At 68.2% G+C, this 13001-nt stretch carries 10 protein-coding genes; all 10 read right to left on the reverse strand.

Annotation, left to right across the window (positions count from 1 at the left end):
• Positions 1–25: 25 nt before the first annotated feature.
• The 10 genes from nuoN to nuoE are packed head-to-tail and all read right to left on the reverse strand — an operon-like array spanning position 26 to position 12993.
• Positions 26–1675, reverse strand: a complete 1650-nt coding sequence (gene nuoN / locus IEZ21_RS43555; protein ID WP_189327339.1) for an NADH-quinone oxidoreductase subunit NuoN — start codon at positions 1673–1675, stop codon at positions 26–28.
• Positions 1672–3249: an NADH-quinone oxidoreductase subunit M gene (locus tag IEZ21_RS43560; protein ID WP_189327340.1), complete on the reverse strand. Its 1578-nt coding sequence runs from the start codon at positions 3247–3249 to the stop codon at positions 1672–1674. Before IEZ21_RS43560 ends, nuoN begins: the two co-directional genes overlap by 4 nt.
• Positions 3250–3254: 5 nt before the next feature.
• Positions 3255–5201, reverse strand: coding sequence for an NADH-quinone oxidoreductase subunit L (gene nuoL / locus IEZ21_RS43565; protein WP_189327341.1), 1947 nt, complete (start codon positions 5199–5201; stop codon positions 3255–3257).
• Positions 5202–5215: 14 nt separating this feature from the next.
• Complete coding sequence (nuoK, locus tag IEZ21_RS43570) at positions 5216–5515, reverse strand: NADH-quinone oxidoreductase subunit NuoK (RefSeq protein WP_033319573.1); 300 nt, start codon at positions 5513–5515, stop codon at positions 5216–5218.
• Complete coding sequence (locus IEZ21_RS43575) at positions 5512–6321, reverse strand: NADH-quinone oxidoreductase subunit J (RefSeq protein WP_189327342.1); 810 nt, start codon at positions 6319–6321, stop codon at positions 5512–5514. Before IEZ21_RS43575 ends, nuoK begins: the two co-directional genes overlap by 4 nt.
• Complete coding sequence (gene nuoI, locus IEZ21_RS43580) at positions 6318–6959, reverse strand: NADH-quinone oxidoreductase subunit NuoI (protein WP_033319571.1); 642 nt, start codon at positions 6957–6959, stop codon at positions 6318–6320. Before nuoI ends, IEZ21_RS43575 begins: the two co-directional genes overlap by 4 nt.
• On the reverse strand, positions 6952–8331 hold the full coding sequence (gene nuoH, locus IEZ21_RS43585; RefSeq protein ID WP_189327343.1) for an NADH-quinone oxidoreductase subunit NuoH: 1380 nt from the start codon (positions 8329–8331) through the stop codon (positions 6952–6954). The genes nuoI and nuoH overlap by 8 nt, the downstream gene beginning before the upstream one ends.
• On the reverse strand, positions 8328–10832 hold the full coding sequence (locus IEZ21_RS43590; protein ID WP_189327344.1) for an NADH-quinone oxidoreductase subunit G: 2505 nt from the start codon (positions 10830–10832) through the stop codon (positions 8328–8330). Before IEZ21_RS43590 ends, nuoH begins: the two co-directional genes overlap by 4 nt.
• Positions 10829–12187 carry an NADH-quinone oxidoreductase subunit NuoF gene (nuoF, locus tag IEZ21_RS43595; protein WP_189327345.1) on the reverse strand — a complete coding sequence of 453 codons (1359 nt, stop codon included), beginning with the start codon at positions 12185–12187 and terminating at the stop codon, positions 10829–10831. The genes IEZ21_RS43590 and nuoF overlap by 4 nt, the downstream gene beginning before the upstream one ends.
• Positions 12184–12993, reverse strand: coding sequence for an NADH-quinone oxidoreductase subunit NuoE (gene nuoE / locus IEZ21_RS43600; protein WP_373302372.1), 810 nt, complete (start codon positions 12991–12993; stop codon positions 12184–12186). Before nuoE ends, nuoF begins: the two co-directional genes overlap by 4 nt.
• Positions 12994–13001: the final 8 nt, after the last annotated feature.

Here is a 13001-nt window from a genome sequence, read left to right on the forward strand (position 1 = left end):
GGGGCCCGACGCACGGGTGCGCACGTCAGCGCACGAACACCCCCGCCTGGCCCGCCAGGTCGAGGAAGTACTGCGGCGCCACCCCGAGTACGAGCGTGACCACCACGCCGAACGCGATCGCCGTCATCGTCAGCGGCGACGGCACGGCCACCGTCGGTCCCTCCGGCTTCGGCTCGCTGAAGAACATGAGCACGATCACACGGATGTAGAAGAACGCCGCGATGGCCGACGAGATCACACCGACCACGACGATCGCGCCCGCGCCGCCCTCTGCCGCCGCCTTGAACACGGCGAACTTCCCGGCGAAGCCGGAGGTGAGCGGAATGCCCGCGAAGGCCAGCAGGAAGACCGCGAACACCGCCGCCACCAGGGGCGAACGCCGCCCGAGCCCCGCCCACTTGGACAGATGCGTGGCCTCGCCGCCCGCGTCCCGCACCAGAGTCACGACCGCGAACGCGCCGATCGTGACGAAGGAGTACGCCCCCAGGTAGAAGAGCACGGACGAGATGCCGTCCGCCGAGGTCGCGATGACACCGGCGAGGATGAAGCCCGCGTGGGCGATCGATGAGTACGCCAGGAGCCGCTTGATGTCGGTCTGGGTGATCGCGACGATCGCGCCGCCCAGCATGGTGACGATCGCGACGGCCCACATCACCGGCCGCCAGTCCCAGCTCAGGCCCGGCAGTACCACGTACAGCAGCCGCAGCAGCGCCCCGAAGGCGGCCACCTTGGTGGCGGCTGCCATGAAGCCGGTCACCGGTGTCGGCGCGCCCTGGTACACGTCCGGGGTCCACATGTGGAACGGCACCGCGCCCACCTTGAACAGCAGGCCCATGACGAGCATGGCGGCACCGATGAGCAGCAGCGCGTCGTTGCCCATGGTCTCGGCGAGCGCCGGGGTCACGTTCTCGATCGAGCCGTCGACGACCTGCGCGATCGTCGCGTACGACACCGAGCCCGCGTAGCCGTACAGCAGGGCGATGCCGAAGAGCGTGAACGCGGAGGCGAAGGCACCGAGCAGGAAGTACTTGACCGCCGCCTCCTGCGACATGATCCGCTTGCGGCGGGCCACGGCGCACAGCAGGTAGAGCGGCAGTGAGAAGACTTCCAAGGCGATGAACAGCGTCAACAGGTCGTTGGCGGCCGGGAAGAGGAGCATCCCGCCGATCGCGAAGAGGAGCAGCGGGAACACCTCGGTGGTGGTGAACCCGGCCTTCACCGCGGCCTTTTCGCTGTCGCTGCCGGGCACGGACGCGGCCTGCGCGGCGAACGAGTCGACCTGGTTGCCGTGCGCCACGGGGTCGAGCCGCCGTTCGGCGAAGGTGAACACGCCGAGCAGACCGGCCAGCAGGATCGTTCCCTGCAGGAAGAGCGCCGGCCCGTCGACGGCGATGGCACCCATCGCCACGATGCCGGCTTTTGTGGTGCCGTATCCCCTGGTCGCGAGCGCGATGACCGCGGCGAAGGCGGCGGCGAGCGAGACGATGGACAGGAACACCTGGGCGTAGTAACGGGACTTGCGCGGCACGAACGCCTCGATGAGCACGCCGATGATCGCCGCGCCGATGACGATCAGGGTGGGCGACAACTGCCCGTATTCGATCTTCGGCGCGTCGATCTTGTCGATCGGATCGGCCGCCATTGTCCACAGGCTGTGGACGGCTACTGCGCTCACTTGGCCGCCTCCACCTCGGGCTGGGGGTCCTTCTTCTGGACGTCGGACATGGTCTGCTTGACCGCCGGGTTGACGATGTCGGTGAGCGGCTTCGGGAAGACGCCCAGGAAGATCAACAGGGCGATCAGCGGGGTGACGACCACGAGTTCCCGCACCCTCAGGTCGGGCATGGCCGAGACCTCGGGCTTCACCGGGCCCGTCATCGTCCTCTGGTAGAGGACGAGAGTGTAGAGCGCGGCGAGGACGATGCCGAAGGTGGCGATGATCCCGATCACCGGGTAGCGCGTGAACGTGCCGACCAGGACCAGGAATTCACTCACGAAGGGCGCGAGGCCGGGCAGCGAGAGGGTCGCGAGGCTGCCGATCAGGAAGGTGCCGGCGAGTACCGGGGCGACTTTCTGCACTCCTCCGTAGTCGGCGATCAGCCGCGAGCCGCGCCGCGAGATCAGGAAACCGGCCACCAGCATCAGAGCGGCGGTCGAGATCCCGTGGTTGACCATGTAGAGCGTTGCGCCCGACTGGCCCTGGCTGGTCATCGCGAAGATGCCCATGATGATGAACCCGAAGTGCGAGATCGACGCGTACGCCACCAGTCGCTTGATGTCGCGCTGGCCGACCGCGAGCAGCGCCCCGTAGATGATGCTGATCAGGGCGAGTACGAGGATGACCGGCGTCGCCCACTTCGATGCCTCCGGGAAAAGCTGGAGGCAGAAGCGGAGCATCGCGAAGGTGCCCACCTTGTCGACCACCGCCGTGATCAGTACGGCGACCGGGGCGGTGGCCTCCCCCATGGCGTTCGGCAGCCACGTGTGCAGCGGCCACAGGGGCGCCTTCACCGCGAAGGCGAAGAAGAAGCCCAGGAAGAGCCAGCGTTCGGTGCTGGTCGCCATGTCCGGCAAGCCGTCCTCGGCGATCGTCTGAAGCGAGAAGTGCCCAGCCACCACATAGAAGCCGATGACCGCGGCCAGCATGATGAGGCCACCGGCCAGGTTGTAGAGGAGGAACTTCACGGCCGCGTACGACCGTTGCGTCGACGCCACCTCCTCGCCGTCCTTGTGGGCACGGTCCCCGAAACCGCCGATGAGGAAGTACATCGGGATGAGCATGGCTTCGAAGAAGATGTAGAAGAGGAAGACGTCGGTGGCCTCGAAGGAGAGGATCACCATCGCCTCGACGGCCAGGATCAGGGCAAAGAACCCCTGCGTCGGCCGCCAGCGGCTGCTGCGGGTCTCCAGCGGGTCGGCGTCGTGCCAGCCCGCGAGGATCACGAACGGGATCAGCAGCGCGGTCAGCGCGATCAGCGCCACCCCGATGCCGTCCACACCCAGCTCGTAGCGCACCCCGAAGTCCGCGATCCAGGAGTGGGATTCCGTGAGCTGGTAGAAGTTGCCCTTCGGGCCGACGTAATCCGGGTCGAAGCGCACCAGCACGGCAACAGCCAGTCCGAGCGTGGCAAGTGAGACCAGCAGCGCCAGCCATTTGGCGGCGGTGCGGCGCGCGGCCGGCACGGCGGCCGTGGCGATCGCCCCGAGGGCCGGGAGCGCCGCCGTCGCTGTCAGCAGTGGAAAGGACATCGGTATCAGACCGCCCTCATCAGCAGGGTCGCGGCGATGAGGACCGCCGCACCGCCGAACATCGAGACCGCGTACGAGCGCGCGAAGCCGTTCTGCAGCCTGCGCAGCCGTCCGGAGAGACCGCCCATCGAGGCCGCCGTGCCGTTGACGACCCCGTCGACCAGGGTGTGGTCGACGTACACCAGGGAGCGTGTGAGGTGCTCTCCGCCGCGTACGAGGACGACGTGGTTGAAGTCGTCCTGGAGGAGGTCACGCCGGGCGGCCCGGGTGAGCAGGGAGCCGCGCGGGGCGACGACGGGCACGGGACGGCGCCCGTACTGGGCGTAGGCGAGGCCGACACCGATGACCATCACGGCCACCGTGGAGAGGGTGACCGTCAGGGCGCTGACCGGCGGGTGCCCGTGCGCGTGGCCCGTGACGGGCTCCAGCCAGTGGATGAACCGGTCGCCGATGCCGAAGAACGCTCCCGCGAAGACCGACCCGAAGGCCAGAACGATCATGGGGATCGTCATGGAACTGGGCGACTCATGTGGGTGGGGTTCGGCGTGCTCGCCGTGTGTCTCGGCGGCGGGCTCCACGCTGGGCTCAGCCGGGGACGGCGTCGGAGCGTGCCGCCAGCGCTCCTCTCCGAAGAACGTCATCAGCATCACGCGCGTCATGTAGTACGCGGTGATGGCCGCGCCAAGAAGGGCCACGCCGCCGAGGATCCAGCCCTCGGTGCCGCCCTTGGCGAAGGCAGCCTCGATGATCTTGTCCTTGGAGAAGAAGCCGGACAGACCGGGGAAGCCGATGATGGCGAGGTAGCCGAGGCCGAAGGTGACGAAGGTGACCGGCATGTACTTCCTGAGGCCGCCGTACTTCCTCATGTCGACCTCGTCGTTCATGCCGTGCATGACCGAACCGGCGCCGAGGAAGAGCCCGGCCTTGAAGAAGCCGTGCGTCACCAGGTGCATGATCGCGAAGACGTAGCCGATGGGGCCGAGGCCCGCGGCGAGGATCATGTAGCCGATCTGCGACATGGTCGAACCGGCGAGCGCCTTCTTGATGTCGTCCTTCGCGCAACCGACGATCGCACCGAAGAGGAGCGTGACGGCGCCGACGACGGTGACGGCCAGCTGGGCGTCCGGCGCCCCGTTGAAGATCGCGCCGGAGCGGACGATCAGGTACACGCCCGCGGTCACCATCGTCGCGGCGTGGATGAGGGCCGAGACCGGGGTCGGGCCCTCCATCGCGTCCCCGAGCCAGGACTGCAGCGGCACCTGGGCGGATTTGCCGCAGGCGGCGAGCAGCAGCATCAGGCCGATGGCGGTGAGCTTGCCCTCGCTCGTCTCTCCCGTCGCTTCCAGTACGGGCCCGAAGGCGAAGGTCCCGAACCACGCGAACATCAGCATGATCGCGATCGAGAGGCCCATGTCGCCGACGCGGTTGACCAGGAAGGCCTTCTTCGCGGCCGTGGCAGCGCTGGGTTTGTGCTGCCAGAAGCCGATCAGCAGGTACGAGGCGAGGCCGACGCCCTCCCAGCCGACGTACAGCAGCAGGTAGTTGTCGGCGAGGACGAGCAGCAGCATCGCCGCGAGGAACAGGTTCAGATAACCGAAGAAGCGGCGGCGCCGCTCGTCGTGCTCCATGTACCCGATCGAGTACACGTGGATCAGCGAGCCGACGCCGCTGATCAGCAGGACGAACGTCATCGACAGCTGGTCGAGCTGGAAGGCGACGTCCGCCTGGAAGCCCTCTACGGGGACCCAGCTGAACAGGTGCTGGGTCATCTCCCGTTCTTCCGCGCCCTTTCCGAGCATGTCGGCGAAGAGGATCGCACCGATCACGAAGGAGGCGGCCGCGAGGACGGTGCCGATCCAGTGGCCGACGGCATCGAGCCGCCGGCCGCCGCACAGCAGTACGGCCGCTCCGAGCAGAGGCGCCACTACCAGCAGCGCAATCAGATTCTCCACGATTCAGCGACCCCTTAGAGCTTCATCAGGCTGGCGTCGTCGACCGAGGCCGAGTGGCGGGAACGGAACAGGGACACGATGATCGCGAGCCCGACCACGACCTCCGCGGCGGCGACGACCATCGTGAAGAAGGCGATGATCTGGCCGTCGAGATTGCCGTGCATCCGGGAGAAAGCCACGAGCGCGAGGTTGCAGGCGTTGAGCATGAGCTCGACGCACATGAACACCACGATCGCGTTTCGCCTGATCAGGACGCCGGAGGCGCCGATCGTGAACAACAGGGCGGCGAGGTAGAGGTAGTTGACGGGATTCACTTCGTGGCCTCCTCTTCCCGGCCGAGCCGTTCCTCCGCGCGCTGTTCCAGGGCCTTGAGGTCATTGATCGCCTCGTTGGACACATCGCGGATCTGGCCGCGCTCCCGCAGCGTCTTGATGACGGTGAGTTCGGACGCGGTGCCGTCCGGGAGGAGGCCCGCGATGTCCACCGCGTTGTGCCGGGCGTAGACGCCGGGGGCGGGCAGCGGCGGGAGCTGCTTGCCTTCCCGTACGCGCTCCTCGGCCATCTCGCGCTGGGTCTTGGCCCGCTCGGTGCGCTCCCGGTGCGTGAGCACCATGGCGCCGACGGCGGCCGTGATGAGCAGGGCGCCGGTGAGCTCGAAGGCGAAGACGTACTTCGTGAAGATGAGAGCGGCGAGACCCTCCACGTTGCCACCGGCGTTGGCCTGGCCCAGGCCGTTGAACTCGTTCAGCGAGGCGTTGCCGATTCCCGCGTAGAGCAGGATGCCGAAGCCGAGGCCGCACAGGAGGGCCAGCCAGCGCTGCCCCTTGATGGTCTCCTTCAGGGAGTCGGCGGCGGTGACGCCGACGAGCATGACCACGAAGAGGAACAGCATCATGATCGCGCCGGTGTAGACGACGACCTGCACGATGCCCAGGAAGTAGGCGCCGTTGGCGAGGTAGAACACCGCCAGGATGATCATGGTCCCGGCGAGGCAGAGCGCGCTGTGCACGGCCTTCTTCATGAAGACGGTGCACAGGGCGCCGATCACGGCGATGGTGCCGAGAACCCAGAACTGGAAGGCCTCTCCGGTGGAGGTGGTGTAGGCGGCGAGATCCGTCATCGACCGATCACCTTCTCCGAAGCCGGCTCGTCCTCGCCGAAGGTCGAGGCGGCCTCCTGCGGCACCTCTCCCTTGGAGAGGGCCACCTGACGCTCCGTACCCGGCGCCGCCTCCGTGACCAGGCCCCGGTAGTAGTCCTGCTCGTCCGTCCCGGGGAAGATCGAGTGCGGAGAGTCGACCATGCCCTCGTCGAGGCCGGCGAGCAGCTGCTCCTTGGTGTAGATGAGGTTGGCGCGGCTGCTGTCGGCCAGCTCGAACTCGTTCGTCATCGTCAACGCGCGCGTGGGGCACGCCTCGATGCAAAGGCCGCACAGGATGCAGCGGGCGTAGTTGATCTGGTAGACGCGGCCGTACCGCTCGCCCGGGGAGTAGCGCTCCTCCTCGGTGTTGTCCGCGCCCTCCACATAGATGGCGTCCGCCGGGCAGGCCCAGGCGCACAGCTCGCAGCCGATGCACTTCTCCAGGCCGTCCGGATGGCGGTTGAGCTGGTGCCGGCCGTGGAATCGCGGAGCGGTGGTCTTCTGCTGCTCCGGATACTGCTCGGTCAGCCGCTTCTTGAACATGGCCTTGAAGGTCACGCCGAAGCCTGCGACGGGATTCTGGAAACCGGGTTTGGTCTCCTTCTGCTCATCAGCCATCGGACGCCTCCTTTCCGTCACGAGGTCCATCAGATCCGTCACTGGCAGTATCGACCCCACCACTGACAATCAACTCCCGCTCCCGGCGCGGGCGTCGCCGCGGCACCGGTGGCAGGGTCTGTCCCGGCAGCGGTGGTACGGGGAATCCGCCCGCCATCGGGTCGAAGGCGACGGCCTCGGCGGGCGCTTCCCGCACCTCCTCGGCGGACTTCCGGTCGCGGAACATGTCGACGAGGAACGAGAGCAACAGCAGGGCGATGACACCGCCGGCGATGTAGAGGGCGATGTCGGCGAAGTCGTAGTTCTCGTTGCGCAGGGTCCGCACGGTCGCGACGGCCATCAGCCACACCACGGAGACCGGGATGAGGACCTTCCAGCCGAGCTTCATCAGCTGGTCGTAGCGGACGCGGGGCAGCGTGCCGCGCAGCCAGATGAAGAAGAACAGCAGCAGCTGCACCTTCACCACGAACCAGAGCATCGGCCACCAGCCGTGGTTGGCTCCCTCCCAGAAGGTGCTGATGGGCCACGGGGCCCGCCAGCCGCCCAGGAAGAGCGTCACGGAGACCGCCGAGACCGTCACCATGTTCACGTACTCGGCGAGCATGAACAGCGCGAACTTGATGGACGAGTACTCGGTGTTGAAGCCGCCGACCAGGTCGCCCTCGGACTCCGGCATGTCGAACGGCGCGCGGTTGGTCTCGCCGACCATCGTCACGATGTAGATCAGGAACGACACCGGCAGCAGGATGATGTACCAGCGGTCGTGCTGCTGGGCGACGATCTCCGACGTCGACATGGAGCCGGAGTACAGGAACACCGAAGCGAAGGCGGCGCCCATGGCGATCTCGTACGAGATCATCTGCGCGCAGGAGCGCAGACCGCCCAGCAGCGGATAGGTGGATCCAGAACTCCAACCCGCCAGCACGATCCCGTAGATGCCCACCGAGGCGACCGCAAGGATGTAGAGCATCGCGATCGGCAGGTCGGTGAGCTGCATCGTGGTGCGGTGGCCGAAGATCGAGATCTCGTTGCCGGCCGGTCCGAAGGGGATCACCGCGATCGCCATGAAGGCCGGGATCGCGGCGACGATCGGCGCGAGGATGTAGACCACCTTGTCCGCGCGCTTGACGATGAGGTCTTCCTTGAGCATCAGCTTGATGCCGTCGGCGAGCGACTGGAGCATGCCCCAGGGGCCGTGCCGGTTGGGGCCGATGCGCAGCTGCATCCAGGCGACGACCTTGCGCTCCCACACGATGGAGAAGAGCACGGTCAACATCAGGAAGGCGAAGCAGAAGACCGCCTTGATGACGACCAGCCACCAGGGGTCGCGGCCGAACATGGAGAGGTCCTCCGCGGCGAAGTACGGGGTCATGCCTTCACCTCCTTGGGGGCTTCGGGAGCGAGCGTCGCCGGGCCGATGCGGACGAGGTCACCGGGGAGCGCGCCCGTGTCGGAAGCGACGCCTCCCCCGGCGGAGTTCAGCGGGAGCCACACCACGCGGTCGGGCATCTCCGTGATCTGCAGCGGGAATTCGACGACTCCGGAGGGACCGGTCACGGCCAGTACATCGCCGTCCTTGACACCGGCCTCGGCTGCCGTGGCGGGCGACACGCGCGCGCGTGCGGCATGCCGGGTCCCGGCGAGCGCCTCGTCGCCCTCCTGGAGGCGGCCCTGGTCGAGCAGCAGCCGGTGCCCGGCGAGCACGGCCTCCCCGGCGGCGGGGCGCGGCAGTTCGGCCGCTGTCTGACGGGACTCGGTGGCCCGCGCCCCGTCCCAGGCGCCGAGCCGGTCGAGTTCCACGCGCGCGGTGCGCAGGTCGGGCAGTCCCAGGTGTACGTCCATGGCGTCCGCGAGCATCTGCAGCACGCGGGCGTCGGCCGGTGCCAGACGGCGGGTCATCTGGTCGGGCTTGAGCGCCGCCTCGAAGGACCGTGCCCGGCCCTCCCAGTTGAGGAAGGTGCCCGCCTTCTCCACGACCGCGGCGACGGGGAGGACGACATCCGCGTGCTCGGTGACCTCACTGGGACGCAGTTCGAGCGACACCAGGAAGCCCACTTCGGACAGTGCCGCACGCGCGCGTGCCGGATCGGGCAGGTCCGCGACCTCGACGCCGGCCACGACGAGCGCGGCCAGTTCACCGGTGGCGGCGGCCTCGACGATCTGGCCCGTGTCGCGGCCGTACCGGAGCGGGAGTTCGGAGACTCCCCAGGCCGCGGCGACCTCGACCCGCGCGCGCGAGTCGGTGGCCGGACGCCCGCCCGGCAGCAGCGAGGGCAGCGCGCCTGCCTCGATGGCGCCGCGCTCCCCGGCCCTGCGCGGGATCCACACCAGTTCGGCGCCGGTCGCGGAGGCGGCCCGTACGGCGGCGGTGAGCCCGCCCGCCACTGCGGCCAGCCGCTCCCCGACGACGATCACGGCACCCTCGGCTCGCAACGCCTCGGAGGCCGTCGCGCCGTCGCCCTCCAGGCCGACGCCGGACGCGAGCGCGTCGAGCCACTTGGTCTCGGTGCCGGGCGCGGCGGGCAGCAGCGTGCCGCCCGCCTTCTCCAGTCCGCGGGTCGCGTGCGTGGCGAGCGCGAACGTCTTCTGTCCGTGCCCCCGCCAGGCCTTGCGCAGCCGCAGGAAGACCCCGGGCACCTCCTCCTCGGCCTCGATGCCGACGAGCAGGACGGCGGGCGCCTTCTCCAGAGAGGTGTACGTGACGCCCGTACCGTCGAGGTCCCGGCCGCGTCCGGCGACCCGGGAGGCCAGGAAGTCGGCCTCCTCGCCGCTGTGCACGCGCGCGCGGAAGTCGATGTCGTTGGTGTCGAGGGCCACGCGCGCGAACTTGCTGTACGCGTAGGCGTCTTCGACGGTCAGCCGGCCCCCGGTCAGGACACCGGTCCTGGAGCGGGCCGCCAACAGCCCCTCGGCCGCCGCCGAAAGGGCCTCGGGCCACGAAGCGGGCTCCAGCTCACCGGATTCACCCCGCACCAGAGGCATCGTCAGGCGGTCTCGCTGCTGTGCGTACCGGAAGCCGAACCGCCCCTTGTCGCACATCCACTCCTCGTTGACTTCGGGGTCGGGAGCCGCGAGCCGCCGCATGACCTTGCCGCGCCGGTGGTCGGTACGGGTCGCGCAGCCGCCGGAGCAGTGCTCGCACACCGAGGGCGAGGAGACGAGGTCGAAGGGACGCGAGCGGAAGCGGTACGCCGCCGATGTCAGCGCGCCCACCGGGCAGATCTGGATGGTGTTCCCCGAGAAGTACGACTCGAAGGGGTCGCCCTCTCCGGTGCCGACCTGCTGGAGTGCGCCCCGTTCGAGCAGCTCGATCATCGGGTCACCCGCGACCTGGTTGCTGAACCGGGTGCACCGGGCGCACAGCACGCACCGCTCACGGTCGAGCAGCACCTGGGACGAGATCGGGACGGGCTTCTCGAACGTCCGCTTCTTGCCCTCGAAGCGGGACTCGGCGTTGCCGTGCGACATGGCCTGGTTCTGCAGGGGGCACTCGCCGCCCTTGTCGCAGACCGGGCAGTCCAGCGGGTGGTTGATGAGCAGCAGCTCCATCACACCCTTCTGGGCCTTCTCGGCGACAGGAGAGGTGAGATGGGTCTTGACGACCATGCCGTCCGTGCAGGTGATCGTGCAGGACGCCATGGGCTTGCGCTGGCCCTCGACCTCGACGATGCACTGGCGGCAGGCGCCTGCCGGGTCGAGGAGCGGGTGGTCGCAGAAGCGGGGGATCTCGATGCCGAGCTGTTCGGCGGCGCGGATGACCAGGGTGCCCTTGGGCACGCTGATCTCGATGCCGTCGATGGTCAGCGAGACGAGATCTTCCGGCGGAACCGCCGCCTCTCCGCCCCCGGAGGGAGCGCTGGTGGTCACAGTCATGCGTTCACCTCCGCGTGCTTGTCCTTGTCGGCCCAGGCCGTCGACTTCGCCGGATCGAAGGGACAGCCCCGACCGGTGATGTGCTCCTCGTACTCCTCGCGGAAGTACTTGAGGGAGGAGAAGATCGGCGAGGCGGCGCCGTCGCCGAGGGCACAGAAGGACTTGCCGTTGATGTTGTCGGCGATGTCGTTCAGCTTGTCGAGGTCGGACATGACGCCCTTGCCGGCCTCGATGTCGCGCAGCAACTGCACGAGCCAGTACGTCCCTTCGCGGCAGGGCGTGCACTTGCCGCAGGACTCATGGGCGTAGAACTCCGTCCACCGCGTCACCGCCCGCACGACACACGTCGTCTCGTCGAAGCACTGCAGAGCTTTGGTGCCGAGCATGGAACCCGCGGCAGCCACTCCTTCGTAGTCAAGAGGGACGTCGAGGTGCTCGTCGGTGAACATCGGTGTCGAAGAGCCGCCCGGCGTCCAGAACTTGAGCCGGTGCCCTGGCCGCATCCCGCCGCTCATGTCGAGCAGCTGGCGCAGCGTGATGCCGAGCGGCGCCTCGTACTGGCCGGGACGTGCGACATGGCCGCTGAGCGAGTAGAGCGTGAAGCCTGGGGACTTCTCGCTGCCCATCGACCTGAACCATTCCTTGCCTTTGTGGAGAATCGCGGGAACTGACGCGATCGACTCGACGTTATTTACAACAGTCGGGCACGCGTAGAGCCCCGCGACAGCAGGAAAGGGGGGACGAAGTCGCGGCTGGCCACGGCGGCCCTCGAGCGAGTCGAGCAGTGCGGTCTCCTCACCACAGATGTACGCGCCCGCGCCCGCGTGCACGGTGACCTGGAGGTCGAGTCCGCTGCCCAGGATGTTCTCGCCGAGGTATCCCGCCGCATACGCCTCCCGGACTGCCTCGTGCAGCCGCCTCAGCACGGGGACAACTTCACCGCGCAGATAGATGAAGGCATGCGAAGACCGGATCGCGTAACAGGCGATCACGATGCCCTCGATGAGGCTATGCGGGTTCGCGAAGAGAAGCGGGATGTCCTTGCAGGTGCCCGGTTCCGATTCGTCGGCGTTGACAACTAGATAGTGAGGCTTGCCGTCGCCCTGCGGGATGAATTGCCACTTCATGCCCGTGGGGAATCCCGCGCCGCCACGTCCACGCAGACCGGAGTCCTTCACGTACGCGATGAGGTCGTCCGGCGACATGGCCAGCGCCTTGCGGAGCCCCTCGTACCCCTCGTGCCTTCGGTACACGTCCAGCGTCCAGGACTTGTCCTCGTCCCAGAAGGCCGACAGCACGGGTGAGAGCAGCTTCTCCGGGCTGGTGTCTTTGATCTCGGCTGCCAAGGTCATCACTCCCCCTCCTCGGAGACCGGGCCCGCAGGATGCGCGGGGTCGGAGGCCGAGGTTCGCTGCGGCGCGTCATGCGAGCTGAGGTGCTCGGCGGGCGGCTGGTCCTGCGGACCACCGGAGGCCCGCGGGTGCACCACGCGCGCGGGAGTCGTCTCGCCCTTCGCCAGCCGGAGGCCGGTCAGTGAGGCCGGTCCGGCGCTGCCGCCCGCCTCGACGGCTCCGGGGCGCTCGTCGGGGAATCCGGCCAGGACCCGTGCGGTCTCCTTGAACGTGCACATGGGGGCGCCGCGCGTCGGTTCGACCTGTGCTCCCGCGCGCAGGTCGTCCACTAGGCGCTTCGCGGTTTGCACGGTCTGGTTGTCGAAGAACTCCCAGTTGACCATCACGACCGGTGCGAAGTCGCAGGCCGCGTTGCACTCGATGTGCTCCAGGGTGACCTTGCCGTCATCGGTGGTCTCGCCGTTGCCGACACCGAGGTGGTCCTGGAGGGCCTCGAAGATCGCGTCGCCACCCATCACCGCGCACAGGGTGTTGGTACAGACGCCCACCTGGTAGTCACCGGAGGGCTTGCGCCGGTACATGGTGTAGAAGGTGGCGACCGCGGTGACCTCGGCCGTGGTCAGGTCCAGCATGTCGGCGCAGAACTGCATGCCGGTGCGCGTGACATGGCCCTCCTCCGACTGCACGAGATGCAGCAACGGCAGGAGGGCGGACCGGGAGTCCGGGTAGCGGGCGATGACCTCGCGCGCGTCGGCTTCGAGCCGGGCTCGAACGTCGTCCGGGTAGTCGGGCGCGGGCAGTTGGGGCATGCCCAGGC

The sequence above is a fragment of the Streptomyces flaveus genome, from assembly GCF_014647675.1.
Taxonomy (GTDB): Bacteria; Actinomycetota; Actinomycetes; order Streptomycetales; family Streptomycetaceae; genus Streptomyces; species Streptomyces flaveus.

Coding starts and splice junctions, on each gene's coding strand:
- IEZ21_RS43560 (WP_189327340.1), bottom strand. CDS start 3,249: ATGTCCTTTCCACTGCTGACAGCGACGGCGGCGCTCCCGGCCCTCGGG.
- IEZ21_RS43575 (WP_189327342.1), bottom strand. CDS start 6,321: ATGACGGATCTCGCCGCCTACACCACCTCCACCGGAGAGGCCTTCCAG.
- nuoI (WP_033319571.1), bottom strand. CDS start 6,959: ATGGCTGATGAGCAGAAGGAGACCAAACCCGGTTTCCAGAATCCCGTC.
- nuoH (WP_189327343.1), bottom strand. CDS start 8,331: ATGACCCCGTACTTCGCCGCGGAGGACCTCTCCATGTTCGGCCGCGAC.
- IEZ21_RS43590 (WP_189327344.1), bottom strand. CDS start 10,832: ATGACTGTGACCACCAGCGCTCCCTCCGGGGGCGGAGAGGCGGCGGTT.
- nuoE (WP_373302372.1), bottom strand. CDS start 12,993: ATGCCCCAACTGCCCGCGCCCGACTACCCGGACGACGTTCGAGCCCGG.